Here is a 19986-nt window from a genome sequence, read left to right on the forward strand (position 1 = left end):
CGTCATGCGCGGCCCCACCCGCCGCTGCTGTGCGCCACGAGCCCTTGCAACTGCGCGAGCGCGAGAGCATCCGCCACCGCCGCTCCGGACAGCCCGGACCGTCGAGCGATCTCGGCCTCTGGCAGGGCACGACGGCCGAGCGCGTCGAGGACCCGGACGACCTCGGGATCGCGCTGGACCGACACGAGGGGTTCGTCCGCCGCCGCGGTCACACCGGATGCGGCCACGGGACGCATCGCGGCGACCGGGTCCCCCGGGTGCACGACGAGCTGCGCCCGGCCCTGTGCGACGAGTCGGTGACATCCGACCGACGCCGAGGACGCGAACGCTCCCGGGACGGCGAACACCGGGCGACCGAGCTGCCCGGCGTGGTGCGCGGTGTTGAGCGCACCGGACCGCGCACCGGCCTCCACGACGACCGCAGCATCGGCGAGGGCGGCGATCAACCGGTTCCGGGCCAGGAAGCGCCATCGGGTCGGGCGGGTCCCCGGCGCCGACTCCGCCACCAGGGCGCCCTGCCGAGCGACGTTGTGGAGCAGCTGGACGTTGCCGGCGGGGTAGAGCTGGTCGATCCCCCCGGCCAGGACCGCGATCGTCGGGGCCCCTGCGGCGATCGCCACCCGGTGTGCGACCGCGTCGATCCCGTAGGCGCCGCCGCTGACGATCGTGCAGCCGGCGTCCGCGGCGGACGAGGTGATCTCGGCGGCTGCTTCGGCCCCGGCGATGGTGTTCGCCCGCGACCCGACCACGGCCAGCGCGGGTGCCCCGTCGCCGACACCCGTGGCGCTGCGCGTCCAGAGCACGAGCGGTGCGTGGGGACCGAGGTCGTCGATCGCCGTCGGCCACCCAGCGGACCCGGGCACGAGCAGTCGTGCCCCGACGGCTTCGGCCGAGGCGACGACGTCGGCCACGTCGGACCGGACCAAGCGCGGTCGCCACCGGTCGATGGCCGTGTGCAGGACACCGGCGAACGCATCAGGATCCTCCGCACCGGGTACGCCGGCCTCCACACACCCGTCGAGCAGATCCTCGAACGCACCGTCGGCTGCCAGCAGGACCGAGCCGAGGGCGCGCTCCGACCCGAGGGCCGCCATGAGCTCACCGGCGACGGAGTCCCCCGGCTCCACGATCACGGACCACGCGACCCGAGCGGCGGTCTGGACCGGGTCCGACACTCCGTCGGCCCCGAGGACCCGTCGGATCGCGGCCAGCAGTTCGCTGCCGTGGCCGGGCCCCACGCCGCTCACAGTGCGCTCCGCAGGGCAAGAGCACCCCGGACGTGTGCTCTGCTCGGACGGTCGACCGCTTCGAGGTCGGCGAGGGTCCACGCGAGCCGCATCACCCGGTCCCACCCCCGCATGGTCAAGGTGCCGAGGTCGAGCGCCCGGTCGAGCTCGGTGGTCGAACCGGGTTCGATCCGACCGTCCGCCCGGAGCCAGGCTCCGGTGACCTCGGCGTTCTTCGTCCACCCGGTGTCCCGGAGGCGTTCGGCCATCCGAGCGCGGGCCGCGGCGACGCCGGCGCGGGCTTCGGCCGTCGTCGGCGTGTTCCCGTCGGCACCACGCATCTTCCCGGTCGTCACCCGGGGCACGAGCACCCGGATGTCCATCCGGTCGAGCAGCGGTCCGGACATCCGCCCGAGGTAGCGCCGGACCGCACTCGGCGGACACTCACACGGTTGGCCGTGCGCTCCGCCGGCGTTGCCGCACGGGCAGGGATTGGCAGCGAGCACGACCTGGCACCGCGCGGGGAACTCGGCGGCGCCCGCAGCCCGGTGGATGGTGATCCGACCGGACTCGAGCGGCTGGCGGAGCGCGTCGAGCACCGCACGGGGGAACTCCGGTGCTTCGTCGAGGAACAGGATGCCGCCGGTCGCCCGCGACACTGCTCCGGGTCGCAGCACACCGGAGCCGCCGCCGATCAGGGAGATCGCCGACGCGGAGTGGTGCGGGGCCTCCCACGGGGGCTTCGTGCTCCACGACGCCGGCCCGAGTCCGGCGACGGACCGGACGGCGGCGACCTCGAGCGCGGTCGCGTCGTCGAGGTCGGGCAGGAGCCCGGGCAGGCGCTCCGCGAGCATCGTCTTGCCGGCACCGGGTGGACCGAGCAGGAGCACATGGTGCCCACCGGCCGCCGCGGCGACGACGGCGCGCACCCCGATCGGGTTCCCGACGACGTCCGACAGTTCGGCCACCGGGCGTTGGACCGAGGGCACCGGCACCGGCAGCACCGCGTCGACCTCGACCGGCGGCAGCAGCGCGCCGGCGTCGATCGCAGCCGCACGGAGTGAGTCGACCGCGGTGGTGCGCACGCCGTCGACCACGCGGGCCTCGGGCAGGTTGCCGATCGGCAGCACGACTCGGTCGGCCCCGGCGTCGCGGGCGGCGAGCAACATCGGGATGACTCCGGCGACCGGTCGGACCCGACCGTCCAGACCGAGCTCCCCGATGTAGACGATCCGCTCACTGACGTCGGGTGCGAGTCCGGCGCCGGCGAGCACGGCCATCGCGATCGCCAGGTCGAACCCGGAACCCCGTTTCGGGATCGCCGCGGGCGTGAGGTTCACCGTGATCCGACGAGCCGGCAACGGACACCCGGCGTTCGCAGCGGCGGCACGGACTCGCTCGCGCGCCTCGCCGAGCGAAGTGTCCGGCAGTCCGATGATGCTGAAGGCGGGCAGCTGGCTGGTCAGGTGGGCCTCGACCTCGATCCGGCGCCCGGTCACGCCGAGCAGGGCGACGGCCGCAGCACGGCCGATGCCCGTCACAGCACACCCGCCACGTGTTGCACGGCCGTCCGCGGGCCGTCGACGTGGACCGCGACCACGTCGATGCGGATAGCGCGTGCCGACACCTCCGGATGGGCGTCGAACCACTCGGCCACGAGTCGTCGCATCCGCGTGAGCTTCGTCGCCGTGATCGCCTCGAACGGATGCCCCGTCGTCGTACCGGATCGCGTCTTCACCTCGATGAACGCGAGTGTGCAGGAATCCCACGCGACGATGTCGATCTCGCCCCGGGCGCACCGCCAATTCCGCTCGAGGACCCGGAAACCCCGTTCGTGCAACCACGCCACGGCCTGGTCCTCGCCGAACCGCCCCAGGCGGCCGTTCCGGAGTGTTCGTCCAGGGCGATCGTGCAGCTTCTGTTCCATGTCATTGCCTCCACGGCAACGATCGCGGGAACGGCAGCGAGGATGTGCACCGACGAAGACTCTGTGGAATCAGACGACGACGATCGCCCTTGGGGAGGAATGACGAAGGACCCGGGTGATCGCGATCATCCGGGTCCTTCGTCGACAGCGGCTCAGTGTGCGGCTGCGTACGCTTCCTGCACCTGGGTCGAGATACGACCACGGGTCGAGACCTCGTAGCCGTTCTCCTTCGCCCACTCGCGGATCTTGCCGAGCTCTTCGGAGTTGCCACGCTTCGGGGCCGACTTCGGCGCCGTGCTGCCGGTGCGACGACCGGAGACCTTGCGCGCTGCGGCGATGTAGTCGGAGATCGCTTCGCGGAACTTGTCGACGTTGTCGTTCGTCAGGTCGATCTCGTACGACGAGCCGTCGAAACCGAATTCGACCGTGCGACCTTCACCGGTGGTGATGGGGGAATCGTCGAGGTCGTCGACGAGCTGGACGGTGACCTTCTGTGCCATGCGCGGCTCCTGTTCATTGGACGGGAAATCCCGACCAGAATAGCGCGTGGAATTCCGGCACGTCACCGATCACCGGCGATTCGCCGAATGCACCGGAATTGACGATCACTCGTCGAGTGCGAGTTCCTTCGGCAGTTCGAGTTCTCGCGATGTCAGTTCTTCGACATTCACGTCCTTGAACGTGAGGACGCGGACGCCCTTGACGAACCGGTCGGAACGGTAGACGTCCCACACCCAGACGTCGTTCATCGTCAGTTCGAAGTAGAAATCGTGTTCGGTGTCCCGGCGCACGAGTTCGACCTCGTTCGCCAGGTAGAAACGCCGCTCGGTCTCGACCACGTAGCGGAACTGCGACACGACGTCGCGGTACTCGCGGTACAGGGCCAGCTCGACCTCGCGGTCGTAGTCGTCGAATTCGTCCTCATCCATTGCGCCCACAGTCTACGGCGGCAGTCGCACCAGTGCGCGACCACCCCTCAGCCGTGTGGCCCAGCGCCGCGGACGTGAAGGTCGAACGACCCCGAGGTCGGCTGCTCCCCAACGAGCTCACCGAGGTTCCACAACACGCCGTGTGCGCTCCGCCGAGGTTCCGCGGCGGCACCGGGCATGGGCCGAGATGCCGAGATTTCGGAACCTCGCGGGCCACAGGCAAGACAGCCGGGGCCGACCGCAGCGCGTCAGCTGACGAGCGCGTCGAAGCCCTCGAGTGACACGCTCGACGCCTGGTGCAACCACGACTTCCGGTGCAGTGCGTGCGCCCCGACCGCACGGATGGCGTCGTAGTGCGCGGTCGAGCCGTAACCCTTGTTCGACGCCCAGGCGTAGTGCGGTGCCTCGTCGTGGGCCGCGATCATCAGGGCATCCCGCGCGACCTTCGCCACGATCGACGCCGCGGCGACCGAGGCGCAATCCCGGTCGGCCTTGACCTGCACGACGACCTCGAGCGGGTCCGTCGTCGGACGGAGCGAAGCGGGGACGGCACGGGACAGCCAGTCGAAGGACCCGTCCAGCACGACGACGGCGCCGTCGAGCGACAGGCCACCGGCGACCAGCGACTCGAGCGCCTGCGCCCCTGCGGCTCCGAGCGCCGGGACGATCCCCTGCCGGTCGACGTACTCGGCGGACGCCATGCCGACGGCGGTGCGCGCCCACCGGGTCACCACGGGGACCAGGTCCGTCCGGCGGGTGGCGGACAGCAGCTTCGAGTCGGCCAGACCCTGCGGGACCCGCCCGACGTCGATCGTCACGGCCGCGACGCCCACGCCGACGGGGCCGGCGATCGCACCGCGTCCGACCTCGTCCATCCCGATGACCGTGACACGGCCTTCGGCCAGCAGCCGCTTCTCGACGCGGAGGGAGGGGCGGACGGGGGTCACTGGTCGCGCTCCTCCACCCCGGCGAACACCTCGGGGTGGTCGTCGAGCCACGTCCAGCGGCTCGTCGGCCAGGAGATCACGAAGGCGCGGCCGGTCACGTCGGACACCGGCACGAACCCCTTCGACGGCGTGTCCCCGTTGTAGCGGGAGTCCTTGGAGTCGTTGCGGTTGTCGCCCATGACCCAGATGGTGCCCTTCGGCACGGTGACGGAGAAGTCGGTCGCCGACGCGGGAGCGCCGGCCGGCAGCTTGAGGTACGGCTCCTTGATCGGGACGCCGTTCACCGACATCTGCCCGAGGTCGTTGCAGCAGGAGACCTTGTCCCCCGGCAGACCGATCACGCGCTTGATGAGGTGGTCGTCGCTGTCGCCCGTCCCGAGGCCGATCTGCGTCAGGACCCAGTCGATCGCCTTGGCGGGCTGGGTGTCCGGCGTGACGCTCGGCACCTCGGACCCCGCGAGCCATCCACCCGGGTCCTTGAACACGACGACGTCGCCGCGTTTCAGCGCCACGACACCCGGGACGAGTTCGTTGACGATCACACGGTCGTTGATCTGCAGCGTGTTCTCCATCGACGCCGACGGGATGTAGAACGAGCGGATCAGGAACGTCTTGACCAAGAACGACACGAGCAGCGCCGCGATGAAGATGATGACGAGGTCGCGGAGGAATGTGAGGATCCCGTTGCGCTGCTTCTCGGGCCGGGGCCTGCGCCCGGATTCCTCAGTCGTGTCCGTCATTTCCGCTCTCGTTCACACCGTGCCCGCCCGGGTTCAGCGGGCGCAAAGGGAAAGCCCCCCGTCGATGCACAACCGTACATCGGCGAGGGGCCAGCAGCGGCGTCCGGCTCGCAGGCGCTCACTGTGAAGGCGATCAGGCGTCGCGCTTCTCCTTGATCTTGCGGCGGGCTGCCTTGCCGCGCAGTTCGCGCAGGTAGTAGAGCTTCGCGCGACGGACGTCACCCTTGGTGACGATCTCGATGTGGTCGATGATCGGCGAGTGCACCGGGAACCAGCGCTCGACGCCGACCTGGAAGCTCACCTTGCGGACCTTGAAGGTCTCGCCGATGCCGTGGCCCTGGCGGCCGATGACGACACCCTGGAAGACCTGGATACGCGAGCGCGTGCCTTCGATGATGTTCACGTGCACCTTGATGGTGTCACCGGCGCGGAAGTCCGGGACGTCGGTCCGCAGCGATGCTGCGTCGACGTTGTCGAGGAGCTGGCTCATGGCTGTTCTACTCTCTGCGGACGCACACGGGTCGCCGCGGATCGATGTCTGATGAAGTGGTGGTGCTTGCCCGGTGTCGGCGACTCCCCCGTGGCAGAGTCCAGCCAGGGCACAGCGATCCATACTGCCACACAGAACGCCGGGGGCAAAACAGCGAGGATGGACCCATGATCGAACTGCGCACCCCCACGGAACTCGACGGACTGCGCGTCGCCGGTCGGTTCGTGGCCGACGTCCTCGACGAACTGCTCGCCACGGTCGACGTCGGCGTGAACCTGCTCGAGCTCGACCGCGTCGCCGCGCGGATGATCGCCGAACGGGGCGCCGAGAGCTGCTACGTCGACTACCACCCCTCGTTCGGCAAGTCGCCGTTCGGCAAGAACCTGTGCACCTCGGTGAACGACGCGGCGCTGCACGGTCTGCCGTTCGACCACGTGCTGCAGGACGGCGACCTCGTCAGCCTCGACTTCGCCGCGAGCGTCGACGGCTGGGTGGCGGACTCCGCCGTGTCGGTGCAGGTCGGGACGCCCCGCGACGAGGACCAGACGCTCATCTCGACCGTCGAGCGCGCCCTGGCTGCCGGCATCGCGCAGGCTGCTCCGGGCAGCAAGCTCGGCGACGTCTCGCACGCGATCGGGCACGTGGCGAAGGAGGCGGGCTACAGCGTCAACCTGCAGTTCGGCGGGCACGGTGTCGGTCACACGATGCACGGCGACCCGCACGTGCCGAACGACGGGCGACCCGGGCGCGGTCTGAAGCTCCGGCCGGGCCTGGTGGTCGCGATCGAGCCGTGGCTCATGCAGGGCACCGACGAGCTGTACCAGGACGACGACGGCTGGACGCTCCGGAGCGTCGACGGCTCACGTGCTGCGCACGTCGAGCACACGGTGGCGGTCACCGAGGCCGGACCCGAGGTCCTGACCCTGCGTCGCGCCCAGCGCGCCGACCCGACCAGCTGAGGGGCTGGAGGCGCGGTGCGGTCCCGCCCCGCGCCTCCCGTCCGTCACTGGTCGCGACCAGTGCCCCAAAGCGACAGTTCACGGGGAACGCACCGCGAGAACTGTCGCTCAGCGCGAAAACCGACCGGCCGGCCGCAGCCCGTCAGGCAGGCGGCAGCAGGTCCGGCCGGACGCGCCGCGTCCGCTCCACCTGCTGCTCGTGCCGCCACGCAGCGACCTTGCCGTGGTGGCCGCTGAGCAGCACCTCGGGCACGGCGTGGTCACGCCACACGGCGGGCTTCGTGTACGAGGGGTACTCGAGCAGGCCGTCCTCGTGGGACTCCTCGACCAGGGACTCGGGGTTGCCGACGACGCCGGGGACGAGTCGTCCGACGGCCTCGATCATGGCCATCGCCGCGACCTCGCCGCCGTTCAGCACGTAGTCACCGAGCGAGAGCTCGACAACCGAGCAGCGTGACGCCGCCCACTCGAAGACGCGGGCGTCGATGCCCTCGTACCGCCCGCAGGCGAACACGAGGTGGTCGGACGTCGACGCGAGCGAACGCGCGATGGACTGCGTGAACGGCGTGCCTGCGGGCGTCGGGACCACGAGGGTCGACGAGCCGTCCGGCCGCAGCAGGGCGTCCAGCGCCTGCGCCCACGGTTCCGGCTTCATCACCATGCCGGCGCCACCGCCGTACGGGGTGTCGTCGACGGTGCGGTGCCGGTCGGTCGTCCAGGAGCGCAGGTCGTGCACGTGCAGGTCGAGCAGCCCACCGGAGCGGGCCTTGCCGAGCAGGGACACGTCCAGCACGGAGAAGAACTCCGGGAAGATCGTGACGATGTCGATCCGCACGGCAGCTAGTCCGTGACCGTCTCGGGCCGGGAGGTGTCCTCGGGGTCCTCGAACAGACCCTGTGGCGGCGTGACCGTGACGGTGCCGGACGCGATGTCGACGGCGGGCACGATCGCCGCGACGAACGGCACGAGGACCTCGCCGCGCGACGGGGTGTCGATCGCGAGCAGGTCCTGCGCCGGCATGTGGTCGACCCGAGCGACGGTGCCGACCTCGACGCCGTCGCGCAGCACCTTCAGCCCGACCAGCTGGTGGTCGTACCAGGCGTCGTCCTCGCCGGTCTCGGCGTCGGCGTCCTGCTCGACCCAGAGGATGATCCGGGCGAGCGACTCGGCGCCGGTGCGGTCGTCGATCCCCGCGAAGAACGCGACGGGGTGACCGTTGTACCAGCGGAGCTCGTCCAGCTCGAGGGTCTTGCCCGACCACGGTGAGTCGTCGGGGACCTGGAGCGTGAACGTGGCACCGGGGGTGAACCGACGATCCGGGTCGTCGGTGTAGAGCTCGAGCTTGATACCGCCCTTGAGCCCGTGTGCCTTCGTGATTCGACCCACCCGGAGCTGGGTCGTCTCCCTAGGAATCGGTGTCGACCACGTCGACCCGCACCCGCTTGCCGTCGGCCAGGGCCGAGACGAGGGTGCGGAGTGCCTTGGCGGTCCGCCCGGCACGACCGATCACGCGGCCGAGGTCCTCGGGGTGCACGCGCACCTCGAGGACCTCGCCCCGCGGGGAGGTGGAGCTGGCGACGCGCACGTCGTCAGGGTGATCGACGATCCCCTTGACGAGGTGCGTCAGCGCGGATTCGAGCAAGGACTACGCCTCGGTCGTCTCGTCGGCGGTCTCGGCGTCGTCGGTCTTGGCGGCGGGAGCCGTCTTCTCCGACTTCGGCTTGAGGACGGCCTTCTTCGAGGAGTCGACCTGGAAGGCCTGCTTCGGCTCGGCGACCTTGACCTTGGACGCGGTGTCCTTCTCGCCCTTGAACTTGGCCCAGTCGCCGGTCAGCTTGAGGAGGGCCGCGACCTGCTCGGTCGGCTGTGCGCCGACGCCGAGCCAGTAGAGCGCACGCTCGGACTCGATCTTGATGACCGAGGGCTCCTCGGTCGGGTGGTACTGACCGATCTCCTCGAGGACACGACCATCGCGCTTGGTGCGCGAGTCGGCGACGACGATGCGGTAGTAGGGCGCACGGATCTTACCGAGACGCTTCAGACGGATCTTGACAGCCACAATTGCTCCTGTTTGCTTACGTTGTGGTTGAACTGGAACCGCGGGCGTGGGGGCACACACGGTGAAAGCTCGAGAGAGATCGCTCACAGCTGGATAGAGGGTCGAGCTGCGGCGATTCGACCGTTCATTCTTACAGATTCCGGGCCGCGATGCGAGCCGACGCGCTACGGCGCGAGTCGCCGGACCGCTTCGAGGGCCTCGGACGTCGCGCGGACCGCGTCCACACTCCGCGCGTCGCGTGCGCCGCCGACGACGGCGAACGGCACACCGGCGGCCTGGAGGCCCGTCACGAGTCCATCACGCGCGTCACCCTCGGTGTCGATCGCGCGTTCCTGCCCGGCGCAGACCACGACGGTGTCCGCCGGGATCGCGCGCTCCTCGCCGTGCTCGTCGCGGATCCAGAGGGCCCCGGGCTCGATGCGCAGGTACTCCTGCACGCCGCCGACCATGCGCACCCCCGCGTCACGGAGGCGACCGATGGCGACCCAGCGCGAGGTGATCCCGACGCCCTGCCCGAATTTGCCCGATCGGCGGAGCACGGTGACGTCGGAGCCCGGCCGGATCGTGCGCGACGCAGCGGGCAGCCGCTGGGGGACGTCGCCGACGAGCTCCTCGGAGACGTCGAGGTCCCAGCGCGCCGCGAACTCGGTGGCGCGGACCGACTCGTCCGGCGACTCGGTCAGGAACGCCGCGGTGTCGACGCCGATGCCACCACCGCCGATGATCGCGACGGTGCCGGCCGGCACGCCATCGCGCAGAGCCCGCTCGTACGACAGGACGTGCGGTAGGTGTGCACCGGGGACGTCGACGTCGCGCGGGACCACCCCGGCGGCGAGCACCACGGCGTCGCTGTCGGCCAGGTCCGCAGTCGTGGCCGGGCGCCCGAGGCGCACCGTGGCACCTCGCTCGTCGAGCTCGGCGCGGGCAGCCCGCACGGTGGCGGCGTAGTCCTCCTTGCCGGGGACGAGCGCGGCGAGGCCGAACTGGCCGCCGAGCCGGTCGGCGGCTTCCCACACGGTGACGCGGTGGCCCCGTCGGGCGGCGTCGACGGCAGCGGCGAGACCGGCCGGTCCCCCGCCGACGACGTCGACGCGCTTCGGGTCGGTGGTCGGACGCGCGGGGAAGGCGACCTCGCGGGCGGCGCGCGGGTTCACCAGGCAGGACACGGGTGCTCCGATGATCGAGCGGTCGAGGCAGGCCTGGTTGCAGCCGATGCACGTGTTCACCAGGGCGAAGCGGCCCGCGAGCGACCGGTTCACGAGCGCGGGGTCGGCGAGGAACGGTCGGGCGAGCGCGACGGCGTCGATGGTCCCGTCGGCGAGGACTGTCTCACCGTCGCGCAGGTCGGTCATCCGGTTCGACGCGATCACCCGGACGTCGGGGTACGACGAGCCGCGCACGAGCCCGGCGATGCGCGCGGCGTAGGCGAGCCAGGCACCGTGCGGCACGGCGGCCTGCACGGTCGGGGTGCGGGACTCGTGCCAGCCGATCCCCACCGAGATGCCGTCGAGCCCGAGCGGCAGCAGGTCGTGCACCAGGGCGTCGACGTCGTCCTCGGTCGACGACCCGGGCATCAGGTCGGCGCCGGAGAGCCGGATCGTCACGGCCAGGTCGGGCACCGCTGCACGAACTGCCTCGACGACCGCCACCGTGAAGCGCCGTCGACGCTCCGGCGAACCGCCCCACTCGTCGTCACGCAGGTTCGTCAGCGGCGACTGGAACTGGTTGATGAGGTATCCCTCGGACGCCATGATCTCGACGCCGTCGAAACCGATGTCCCGCGCGGACCGGGCCGCGGCGGCGAAGTCCTCGATGGTGCGCTCGATCTCGGCCGGCGTCAACTCGGTCGGCACCACACCGCGGGCGGCCGCCCAGGGCAGGGCCGACGGCGCCACCACGCGCTGGGGCTCCCCGTGCCGGTCGACCATCCCCGCGGCGAGCGCGTACCGCCCGGCGTGGAACAGCTGCGCGAGGATCGTAGAGCCCTCCTCGTGCACGGCGTCGACCGCGGCGCGGAACCGCTCGTCCGCTCCCCCGACACCGAACACGGCGAAGTCGGGGCCGCCACGGGCCTCGTCGTTCACCGCGATGCCGCCGGTGATGATGCACGCGGCACCGCCGGCAGCACGTTCGCGGTAGAACGCCGCCATGCCGGCCCCACCGTCGTCGTGCACCTCGAGTCCGGTGTGCATCGACCCCATGACCACCCGGTTGGGAAGGGTCAGGGGGCCGAGTGTCCACGGCGAGGCGACGACGGCGAGCTCGGGCAGGGCGACGGTGCTCATGCCCCTACTCTGCCCCGTCGACAGCCGCGTCGTCAGCAGGCAGCACCGCGTCGCGCAGCGGCGACGTCGTGTCCGCCCAGAACGGCGGCGCGATCACGGTCAGCCCGCCGTCGACCGACAGCACCTGCCCGGTGATGTACCCGGCCTTGTCCGACAGCAGGAAGTCGACGGCGTCCGCCATGTCGTCGGCGGTGCCAGGGCGCTGCAGTGGGAGCTTCTCGAACACCGAGTCGATCGGCGCCTGCCCGGGGACCTTCGTGTAGAAGTACTCGAGCGAGTCGGTGTCGATGAGGCCACCGTTGACCGCGTTCACCGTGATCTGGCGCGGACCGAACTCGACCGCCATGTACTTCATGTACGACTCACTCATGGCCTTCGCGGCGCCGAGCGCGGCGTAGGTCGGGAACGCGCGGAGCGATCCGTACGAGGTCACGACGACGATGCGCCCACCGCGGTCCATCAGCTCGGCGGCACGCTGCGCCCCGAGCACGAACGAGCGGGCGTTGGTGGCGTAGCTGCGGTCCAGGTGGTGCAGCTTCAGTTCCTTGACCGGCTTGAACGCGCTGGCGGCGGCGTTCGCGACGAACATGTCGAGGCGGCCGTAGGTGTCCCGCACCAGGTCGAACAGGCCGTCGATCGACTCCGGCTGCTCGATGTCGACCTGCGCGGTGATCCCGTCGCCGCCGGCGGCCTTGACGTCGGCCAGCGACTCCTCGGCCAGGTCGGCGTTGCCCTTGTACGTGACCACGACGGTCACGCCGCGCTGGCCGAGCTTCTGCGCGAGCAGGCGGCCGATGCCGCGCGAAGCGCCCGTGATCAGTGCGATGGGTGCGTTGGTGTTGTCGGTCACTGCGGTCCTCTACGTGCGTGGGGAGGGACGGGAGGCGCGTGGCGGGCCCGCCACGGGCCTCCCGTCCGGTGGGTGGTTGCTGTCTAGAACCCGGCCTTGCCGGTGACGACGGCGCGGCCGACGACCAGCTTCTGGATCTCGTTGGTGCCCTCTTCGAAGCGCTGCGCGCGCGCGTCGCGGTAGACGCGCTCGATCGCGTTGCGCTTCCAGTAGCCCTGGCCGCCGTGCACCTGCAGGGCTTTGTCGGTGACGCGGGCGAGCATGTCGACCGCGACCATCTTCGAGGCGCTGGACAGCGTGCCCGCGTCGGGGCGGTCTTCTTCGTAGGCTCGGGCGGCCTCGAGCACCAGGGCGCGGGCGGCGGCGATGTCGGCGTAGTTCTCGGCCAGGTAGAACTGGATCGCCTGGCGGCTGGAGAGCTGCTTGCCGAACGTCTCGCGCTTGTTCGCGTACTCGACCGCGAGCTCGTTCGCACGCTCGGCCAGGCCGACGGCGCTCATCGCGACGGACACGCGACTCGGCAGCAGGAAGCCGCCGAGCGCGACCTCGAGCCCCTGCCCCTCGGCGCCGAGCAGCGCACTGGCCGGCACGGGCACGTCGGTGAAGCGCAGGATCGCGTGGTCGGTGCCGCGGATGCCCATGGTGTCGGAGTCGTCGATCACCTCGGCACCCGGCAGCCCGGTGTTCGGCATGAGGAACGCGACCGTGCCGTCCTGGCCGCTGGTGCCCTCGAGGCGGGCGGCGATGAGCCAGTAGTCGGCCTGCACGCCGAACGTGATGAGGTGCTTCTCACCGTTCATGACGTAGGTGTCGCCCTCGCGGCGGACGGTGGTGCGGATGTCCGCGCCGGTGCCGGCCGTGGCCTCGGTCAGGGTGAACGCGACGAGCTTGTCACCCGCGACGCTCGGCTTGACGACCTGCTCGATCTGCTCCGGCGTCGCGTAGGGGGCCATCGCGCGCCAGGTGCCGTTGATGACGTGCACGAGCATCCGGATCGACGCGTGCGAACGCGAGACGATCTCCATGATCTCGAGGTAGCGCGAGAACGGGATGGCCCGTCCGCCGAGCTCGGTCGGGGCGGCGAGGCTGAGCCACCCGTTGTCCTTGAGCTCCTGGAACAGCTCCGGGGCGACCCGGCCGGTGCGCTCGATCTCGTCCGCCCACTCCTCACCGCGGCCGCGAACCCACTCGGTGACCTCGGCCTTGAGCTGCTGGAAGGCGGATTCGGTGGCGGTTTCCATGACCAGCGTCATCGTGTCTCGTTCTCCTTCGTGGTGCTCGCGGCGACGAGCGCGGCTGCCTGCTCACGCAGGACGTTCTTCTGGACCTTGCCGACGGCGTTGCGCGGCAGCTCGTCGATGGACTCGAGCCGCTCTGGCCAGTAGTACTTGCTCACGCCCGCCTTGTCGAGCGCCTGCTGCATCGCCGCGAAGTCGAGCCGCTCGGCACCGGCAGCCGGCACGACGAACGCGCACGCACGCTCACCGAGTCGGGGGTCCGGCATCGCGACGATCGCCACGTCCGTGACCAGGGGGTGCTGGTACAGCAGGTTCTCGATCTCGACGACCGGGATCTTCTCGCCACCGCGGTTGATGACGTCCTTGATCCGGCCGGTGATCGACAGGAAGCCGTTCGCGTCGACCTTCGCCAGGTCGCCGGTCTTGTACCAGCCGTCCTCGGTGAAGACGTCGTCGGTCAGGTCCTGGCGGTCGAGGTACCCGTCGAACATCGTCGGCGAGTGCAGCTCGAAGTTGCCCTCGGTGTCGGCGGGGAGCTCGTGGCCCTCGTCGTCGACGATCCGGATCCGGATGCCCGGCAGCGCACGACCGTCGTGCCCGTACGCTGCCGCCGGGTCGTCGATCGGGCTGGACAGGGCGCCGAGGCAGGTCTCGCTCGTACCGAACGCGCCGAGGATGGCCGTGCCGAGCACCGTCGCGGCCCGCTGGGCGAGGGCCCGCGGCACCGCGGCACCGGTCGGCACGAAGATCCGCAGCGACTCGGGCTGGGCGGCACCCGCTTCGACCAGGTCCACGAGGTCGGTCAGGAACGGGGTCGCACACTGCACGAACGACGCCTTCGCGACGCCGAACGCCTGCTCGAGCGCGACGGTGCCGTCCCACACCGGCTGGATGACCTGCGGCGCACCGAGCCGGAACGCCAGCAGCATGCCGTACAGGAACCCGGTCTGGTGCGCGAGCGGCGACGGGATGTAGATCCGGTCCGCGCTCGTCAAGCCCGACTGCGCGACGTGCATGGCCGTGGCCAGCCCGAGGGTGCGGTGCGGGTGCTGCACGCCCTTCGGCTCCCCCGTCGTCCCGCTCGTGAACAGCAGCTGGCAGACGTCGTCGGGGCCCGGCGCGCGCGAGGTGATCTCGTCGACGTCCACGTGCACGGCGTCGAGGGCGTTGTCGAAGTAGCGCCAGTGCCAGTCACTCGTGGCCACCCGGTCCAGGGCGTCGGCCGGCAGCGGCGGCTGGTTCGTCGGGGCGTCGACCTGGCCGCGCGCCTCGGACCGGAGCACGATCACGTGCTCGACCGACAGCCGACGCTGCTGCGCCTTCGCCTCGTCGATGACGTCGAGGAGCTCGAGCGCGGGCCGGCGCTTGCGGAACACGTTCGGCAGGAACACCACACGGGCGCGGGACCGGGCGAGCGTCATCGTCGTCTCGCGCGGTCCGAACACCGGCATGATCGGCGTCGCGACGGCCCCGATCTGGATCGCCCCGAGGGTGATGGAGACGAACTCGCGCCAGTTCGGCAACTGCATGGCGACCGACTCGCCCCTGCGGACCCCGAGCTCGAGCAGGAGCGCGGAGACCTTGTCGGCCTCGTCCTGCAGTTCCCGCCACGTGGTGTTCACGGGTGCTGCGCCGCCGACCTCGATGACCGCGAGGCCGTCGGGATCGGTGGTCGCGAGCGCGCGGACCTTCTCGCTCAGCACGAGGGGGTCCGCGTCGACACCGGCGAGTGCGAGCGGCTCCGGGGTCGTGGGCGCGACCGGGTGCTGTTCGCCGTCGGCGCGCTCGCCGTCGGTGCGCTCGCCGTAGTTACGCTCGCCATCGGCGCGCCCGCCATCGGTGCGCTCGCCGAGGTCGGTGCGCGCGTCCGCGATCGCGGCGGCCTCGGCCGCGTCGGCCCGGTCGTCGCGGGCGATCTGCGCGGCGAGGGCGTCGCCGACCTCCATGTCGAGGCCGACGGAGTTCATCGCCTCGAGGAACGTCGGGTACGAGATCCGGTAGGCCCGCGGGTAGGTCAGCCCCGAGGTACCGCGCGCCTTCGAGGCAGCGACGGCGAGTGACATCAGGACCCGGTGGTCGTTGAACGACGACATCTGCGCGCCGTGGAGTCCCTCGGCCCCGACACCGGTGACGCGGAGCTCGTCGGCGCCCTGCTCGGCCCGACCACCCATGCGGTTGAGCTGCAGCATCGCCGCGACGCGGTCGGACTCCTTCAACCGGATGTGGGCGACGTTCCACAGCCGGGTGGTGCCCTCGGCGAAGGTGGCCATGGTCGACAGGACCGGTAGCAGGTCGGGGATCGGTTGGCAGTCGATGTCGAGCGGTCGCAGCGGGGAACCGTCGTGTTCGATGCGCACGAACCCGGTCTCCTCGTCGATCCGCATCGGGACGCCCATCGCCGTCGCGAGGTCGAGGAACTCGCTCTCCGGGTGGTCGGTCTCGGCGGTGGTGAAGGCCGTCATGCCGCGCAGGAGCAGGTTCGACTCGCGGATGCCGGCCGCGGCGATGCCGAACGCGGCGGAGCCGATGTCCGGCGGGATGACGTAGTCGTGCGGGGTGGCCTGCTGGTTCGCCGGGATCCGGTACTCGAGCCAGTCGTCGGAGACCTCGACCGTCAGGCCGAACTCCCGCATCATCCGGACGGTCAGTTCGACGTAGGGCTGCTCGTTGAGCCGGTCGCCGGTGATGTGGATCCGGGTCTCCTGCTCGGCGAACGGCGCCACGAGGAGCAGGCCGGAGACCCACTGCGACAGGGTGCCGGCGATCGTGACGTCGCCGCCGCGGGGGCGCTTCGGCTGGACGGTCACGGGCGGGCAGTCGTTCGTCGCCTCGAGCTCGATGCCCATCTGGGTCAGCGAGGTCAGCAGCGCCTTGATGGGCCGGCGCTGGAAGTACTTCATGCCCACGAGCGTCATCGGCTTGTCGGCGAGCGACGCCAGACCCGTCATGAAGTACAGGGTGGTGCCGGAGGACCCCATGTTCAGGATGCCGTCGGCGCCACGGGACCCGTGGTCGACGACGTCGGTGGCCTCGTACCGGCCGCCGAGCCCGGTGACGTGGTACTCGTCCCCGCGACGCCTCACGTCGACGCCGAGGGCGCGGAGCGTGCCGACGGTCCACTCGACCTGGCGGGTGGCGCTGATGCCGGAGACGATGCTCGTCCCCTTCGCCAGCGACGCGAGCACCAGCGCGCGGTGCGCGTGGTACTTCGAGACGGGGACGTCGAGTTCCCCGACGAGGGGTGCGGACGTGCCGCGCACGACCAACTGCATGCGTACCTCTTCCTGCTCTGTACATATCAACGGTACGCCCGGTGTGGAACTACTGTGAATCGGATCCGCACGACCAGAAGCCGCCGTCGTTGTGCGTGTCCGACAACCTTCCGGGCAGGATGTACAGCATGGACATCCGCTTCACCGAGTCCCCTCCGTCGACCATCGGCGTCGAGTGGGAGCTCCCGCTGGTCGATCTGTCGACCGGCGACCTCGCGCCCCGTGCCCCTGCGGTCATCGCGGCCGTGCACGAACGACTCGGCGACCGCGAGCGGGTGACCGAGGAACTCCTGACCAACACCGTCGAGGTCGTCTCCAGCGTGCACTCACGGGTCCGCGACGCCACGAGCGAGCTGTCCGGCATCATCGGCGAGCTCATCGACGCCGCCGAGCCGCTCGACGCCCAGGTCATGTGCTCCGGCACGCATCCGTTCGCCGTCTGGGACCAGCAGGAGATCACCCCGGACAGCGAGCACTACACGACCCTGATCGACCGGACGCGCTGGTGGGGTCGGCAGATGCTCATCTGGGGCGTCCACGTGCACGTCGGCATCGACGACCGTGACAAGGCCCTGCCGATCCTCGGCGCGATGCTCGCGTACGTCCCGCACCTGCAGGCCTTCACCGCATCGAGCCCCTTCTGGGCCGGCATCGACACCGGGTACGCCTCGAACCGGGCCCTCATGTTCCAGCAGCTCCCCACCGGAGGCCTGCCGCCGGCACTCGGCGCCTGGGCGAACTTCGAAGAGGTGGTGAGCGACCTCACGCACACGGGCGTCATCGACAGCGTGAAGGACCTGCGCTGGGACATCCGCCCGTCGCCGAAGTGGGGGACGCTCGAGAACCGGGTCTCCGACGGCATCTCGACCCTGCACGAGGTCGGCGCCGTGACCGCGCTCGTGCAGTGCCTGGTCACCGCGATGTCCGACCGACTCGACGCCGGCGAGACCCTGCCGACGATGCAGCCGTGGTTCATCCGCGAGAACAAGTGGCGCGCCGCCCGCTACGGCATGGAGGCCGAGATCATCACGAACGCCGCCGGCGACGAGCGGCTCGTGACCGACGAGGTGCACGACCTGGTGCAGCGTCTCGACCCGGTGGCCGAGCGGCTCGGCTGCCAGCAGGAGTTGCACCACCTCGACACGATGATCTCGAACGGCGCGTCGTACCAGCGGCAGCTCCGGGTCGCGCAGGAGCACGGCGGCGACCTGCGCGAGGTCGTCCGCCACCTGGTGACGGAGTTCCGCGAGTCCCTGTGAGCCCGGGTCGTTCGGCGTAGCTGGTCAAATCGGGCGTACCGGGTCGTTTTTTCCGACCGGGTACGCCCGATTCCGCTTTCCATCGCGACCGTTCTGGGAAGGAACGTCGCGACGTGCGCGCAGACGGACGGGAGGCCCGGTGCCAGCTGGCACCGGGCCTCCCGTCCGTCAGGGGTCGCGACTAGCGACCCAGGAACTTCTGCAGGCTCGCGAGCTCTTCCTCGGTCGGCGCCTTGCCGCCCTTGGCGGCACCGCCGAGGCCGAGGCCGGAGCCCTTCGGCGCCTGCTGCGGAGCGGCAGCCGTCCCGGCGGCGATCGCCGCACGCTTGGCGGGGTTGCCGACCTTCGACTTCTTCTTGCCGCCCTGCTGCTGCTTCTTGCCGCCGTGCATGCCCGGAATCGGCCCCATGCCCGGCATCTGCGGCACGCCACCACGGGCGACGGTCTTCATCATCTTCGCGGCCTGCTCGAACCGGTTCACGAGGGCGTTGACCTCGGTGACCGTGGAGCCGGCACCCTTGGCGATGCGGAGTCGGCGCGAGCCGTTGAGGAGCTTCGGGAGTTCGCGCTCCTTGGGCGTCATCGACTGGATGATCGCCTCGGTGCGCACGATCTCGCGCTCGTCGAAGTTGTCGAGTGCCTCGCGCATGCCCTTGGCGCCCGGGAGCATGCCGAGCATGCCCTTGATCGAGCCAGCCTTGCGGAGCTGCTGCATCTGCTGCAGGAAGTCGTTCAGCGTGAACGAGTCGGACGCGATCTTCTCGGCGACCGCGCGGGCTTCGTCCTCGTCGAAGGCCGACTGGGCCTGCTCGATGAGCGACATGATGTCGCCGAGGTCGAGGATGCGGCTCGCCATGCGGTCCGGGTGGAACGGCTCGAAGTCGTCGAGGCCCTCACCCGTGGAGGCGAACATGATCGGGCGACCGGTGACGCTCGCGACCGACAGAGCCGCACCACCGCGGGCGTCGCCGTCGAGCTTCGACAGCACGACACCGGTGAAGTCGACGCCTTCCTGGAACGCGCGGGCCGTGACGACGGCGTCCTGACCGATCATCGCGTCGATGACGAACAGGACCTCGTCGGGGTCGACGGCCTTGCGGATGTTCGCGGCCTGCTTCATCAGCTCGGCATCGACACCGAGACGACCGGCGGTGTCCACGATGACGGTGTCGTACTGCTGGTCGACCGCGGCCTTGATGGCGTTCTTGGCGACCTTGACCGGGTCACCGACGCCGTTGCCGGGCTCCGGCGCGAAGACGTGGACGCCGGCCTGCTCGCCGACGACCTGCAGCTGCTGCACGGCGTTCGGACGCTGGAGGTCGGCCGCGACGAGCATCGGGGTGTGGCCGTCCTTCTTGAGCCACTTGCCGAGCTTGCCGGCGAGGGTGGTCTTACCGGCACCCTGCAGACCCGCGAGCATGATGACCGTCGGCGGCTTCTTCGCGAACTCGAGGCGACGCTGCTGCCCGCCCAGGATGCCGACGAGTTCCTCGTTGACGATCTGGACGACCTGCTGCGCCGGGTTCAGCGCGCGGTTGACCTCGTCGGAGAGGGCACGCTCGCGCACGGAAGCGGTGAACGCCTTGACGACCTCGAGCGCGACGTCGGCGTCGAGGAGCGCCCGCCGGATCTCGCGGACGGTGCCGTCGACGTCGGACGGAGTCAGCCGACCCTTGCTCCGCAGATTGCGGAAGGTCTCGGTCAGCCGATCGGAGAGTGAACCGAATTGCGCCATGATCCGTCGATTCTACTGGTTCACGAGCAGGTTCCCTGATCAGGTGTCCGACGCTCGGTATCGTCGAGGC

Annotated in this window: 19 protein-coding genes; 2 read left to right on the forward strand and 17 right to left on the reverse strand. The window is 70.4% G+C overall.

What is annotated here, in order from left to right:
• Positions 1-2: 2 nt before the first annotated feature.
• The 8 genes from dprA to rplS all read right to left on the reverse strand — a co-directional run bounded on the left by dprA (position 3) and on the right by rplS (position 6259).
• Entirely contained in the window at positions 3-1247 is a 1245-nt protein-coding gene (dprA, locus tag HQQ88_RS04440; RefSeq protein ID WP_173168716.1) for a DNA-processing protein DprA, read from the reverse strand.
• Positions 1244-2767: a YifB family Mg chelatase-like AAA ATPase gene (locus HQQ88_RS04445; protein WP_173168717.1), complete on the reverse strand. Its 1524-nt coding sequence runs from the start codon at positions 2765-2767 to the stop codon at positions 1244-1246. Before HQQ88_RS04445 ends, dprA begins: the two co-directional genes overlap by 4 nt.
• Positions 2764-3153, reverse strand: coding sequence for a YraN family protein (locus HQQ88_RS04450; protein ID WP_123294793.1), 390 nt, complete (start codon positions 3151-3153; stop codon positions 2764-2766). The genes HQQ88_RS04445 and HQQ88_RS04450 overlap by 4 nt, the downstream gene beginning before the upstream one ends.
• Positions 3154-3305: 152 nt before the next feature.
• Positions 3306-3653, reverse strand: a complete 348-nt coding sequence (locus HQQ88_RS04455) for an Lsr2 family protein (RefSeq protein WP_111086073.1) — start codon at positions 3651-3653, stop codon at positions 3306-3308.
• A gap of 105 nt (positions 3654-3758) precedes the next feature.
• Positions 3759-4082 carry a DUF2469 family protein gene (locus HQQ88_RS04460; RefSeq protein WP_111086072.1) on the reverse strand — a complete coding sequence of 108 codons (324 nt, stop codon included), beginning with the start codon at positions 4080-4082 and terminating at the stop codon, positions 3759-3761.
• A 248-nt stretch (positions 4083-4330) separates the two neighbouring features.
• Positions 4331-5029, reverse strand: coding sequence for a ribonuclease HII (locus HQQ88_RS04465; RefSeq protein WP_123294794.1), 699 nt, complete (start codon positions 5027-5029; stop codon positions 4331-4333).
• The gene (gene lepB, locus HQQ88_RS04470) at positions 5026-5769 is read right to left on the reverse strand and encodes a signal peptidase I (RefSeq protein WP_173168718.1); all 744 of its coding nucleotides are present in this window, start codon (positions 5767-5769) and stop codon (positions 5026-5028) included. The genes HQQ88_RS04465 and lepB overlap by 4 nt, the downstream gene beginning before the upstream one ends.
• A 133-nt stretch (positions 5770-5902) precedes the next feature.
• On the reverse strand, positions 5903-6259 hold the full coding sequence (gene rplS / locus HQQ88_RS04475) for a 50S ribosomal protein L19 (protein ID WP_123294796.1): 357 nt from the start codon (positions 6257-6259) through the stop codon (positions 5903-5905).
• A gap of 167 nt (positions 6260-6426) precedes the next feature.
• On the opposite strand from rplS, the gene map reads away from it, so the two are divergent.
• Positions 6427-7218: a type I methionyl aminopeptidase gene (map, locus tag HQQ88_RS04480; RefSeq protein ID WP_173168719.1), complete on the forward strand. Its 792-nt coding sequence runs from the start codon at positions 6427-6429 to the stop codon at positions 7216-7218.
• A 142-nt stretch (positions 7219-7360) separates the two neighbouring features.
• Here the strand turns inward: map and trmD are convergent, their stop codons facing one another.
• The 8 genes from trmD to aroA all read right to left on the reverse strand — a co-directional run bounded on the left by trmD (position 7361) and on the right by aroA (position 16922).
• Positions 7361-8053 carry a tRNA (guanosine(37)-N1)-methyltransferase TrmD gene (gene trmD / locus HQQ88_RS04485; RefSeq protein ID WP_173168720.1) on the reverse strand — a complete coding sequence of 231 codons (693 nt, stop codon included), beginning with the start codon at positions 8051-8053 and terminating at the stop codon, positions 7361-7363.
• Between the two features lie 5 nt (positions 8054-8058).
• Positions 8059-8604, reverse strand: coding sequence for a ribosome maturation factor RimM (rimM, locus tag HQQ88_RS04490; RefSeq protein WP_123294799.1), 546 nt, complete (start codon positions 8602-8604; stop codon positions 8059-8061).
• 19 nt (positions 8605-8623) lie between these two features.
• Entirely contained in the window at positions 8624-8860 is a 237-nt protein-coding gene (locus HQQ88_RS04495) for an RNA-binding protein (protein ID WP_111086067.1), read from the reverse strand.
• Positions 8861-8863: 3 nt separating this feature from the next.
• Positions 8864-9277 (reverse strand): 30S ribosomal protein S16, encoded by a 414-nt coding sequence (gene rpsP, locus HQQ88_RS04500; RefSeq protein WP_111086066.1) that lies wholly within the window; start codon positions 9275-9277, stop codon positions 8864-8866.
• A gap of 164 nt (positions 9278-9441) precedes the next feature.
• Positions 9442-11562, reverse strand: coding sequence for an FAD-dependent oxidoreductase (locus HQQ88_RS04505; protein ID WP_173168721.1), 2121 nt, complete (start codon positions 11560-11562; stop codon positions 9442-9444).
• 4 nt (positions 11563-11566) lie between these two features.
• Complete coding sequence (locus HQQ88_RS04510; RefSeq protein ID WP_173168722.1) at positions 11567-12412, reverse strand: SDR family oxidoreductase; 846 nt, start codon at positions 12410-12412, stop codon at positions 11567-11569.
• Positions 12413-12495: 83 nt separating this feature from the next.
• Positions 12496-13653: an acyl-CoA dehydrogenase family protein gene (locus HQQ88_RS04515; RefSeq protein WP_173168723.1), complete on the reverse strand. Its 1158-nt coding sequence runs from the start codon at positions 13651-13653 to the stop codon at positions 12496-12498.
• A gap of 8 nt (positions 13654-13661) precedes the next feature.
• Positions 13662-16922, reverse strand: coding sequence for a 3-phosphoshikimate 1-carboxyvinyltransferase (gene aroA / locus HQQ88_RS04520; RefSeq protein WP_173168724.1), 3261 nt, complete (start codon positions 16920-16922; stop codon positions 13662-13664).
• A gap of 119 nt (positions 16923-17041) precedes the next feature.
• Between aroA and HQQ88_RS04525 the strand changes: the two genes are divergently transcribed.
• A complete protein-coding gene (locus HQQ88_RS04525) occupies positions 17042-18181 on the forward strand; it encodes a glutamate--cysteine ligase (RefSeq protein ID WP_173168725.1) in 1140 nt (379 codons plus the stop codon).
• A 181-nt stretch (positions 18182-18362) separates the two neighbouring features.
• Here the strand turns inward: HQQ88_RS04525 and ffh are convergent, their stop codons facing one another.
• Positions 18363-19916: a signal recognition particle protein gene (gene ffh, locus HQQ88_RS04530; protein WP_111086061.1), complete on the reverse strand. Its 1554-nt coding sequence runs from the start codon at positions 19914-19916 to the stop codon at positions 18363-18365.
• Between the last annotated feature and the right edge of the window lie 70 nt (positions 19917-19986).

The sequence above is a fragment of the Curtobacterium sp. VKM Ac-2861 genome, assembly GCF_013204965.1.
GTDB lineage: Bacteria > Actinomycetota > Actinomycetes > Actinomycetales > Microbacteriaceae > Curtobacterium.

Bases quoted from the DNA above. Each gene is read 5' to 3' on its own strand.
- HQQ88_RS04515 (WP_173168723.1), bottom strand. From the start codon at position 13,653: ATGGAAACCGCCACCGAATCCGCCTTCCAGCAGCTCAAGGCCGAGGTC.
- ffh (WP_111086061.1), bottom strand. From the start codon at position 19,916: ATGGCGCAATTCGGTTCACTCTCCGATCGGCTGACCGAGACCTTCCGC.
- rplS (WP_123294796.1), bottom strand. From the start codon at position 6,259: ATGAGCCAGCTCCTCGACAACGTCGACGCAGCATCGCTGCGGACCGAC.
- HQQ88_RS04460 (WP_111086072.1), bottom strand. From the start codon at position 4,082: ATGGATGAGGACGAATTCGACGACTACGACCGCGAGGTCGAGCTGGCC.
- aroA (WP_173168724.1), bottom strand. From the start codon at position 16,922: ATGCAGTTGGTCGTGCGCGGCACGTCCGCACCCCTCGTCGGGGAACTC.
- map (WP_173168719.1), top strand. From the start codon at position 6,427: ATGATCGAACTGCGCACCCCCACGGAACTCGACGGACTGCGCGTCGCC.
- HQQ88_RS04525 (WP_173168725.1), top strand. From the start codon at position 17,042: ATGTACAGCATGGACATCCGCTTCACCGAGTCCCCTCCGTCGACCATC.
- lepB (WP_173168718.1), bottom strand. From the start codon at position 5,769: ATGACGGACACGACTGAGGAATCCGGGCGCAGGCCCCGGCCCGAGAAG.
- HQQ88_RS04505 (WP_173168721.1), bottom strand. From the start codon at position 11,562: ATGAGCACCGTCGCCCTGCCCGAGCTCGCCGTCGTCGCCTCGCCGTGG.
- HQQ88_RS04450 (WP_123294793.1), bottom strand. From the start codon at position 3,153: ATGGAACAGAAGCTGCACGATCGCCCTGGACGAACACTCCGGAACGGC.
- HQQ88_RS04455 (WP_111086073.1), bottom strand. From the start codon at position 3,653: ATGGCACAGAAGGTCACCGTCCAGCTCGTCGACGACCTCGACGATTCC.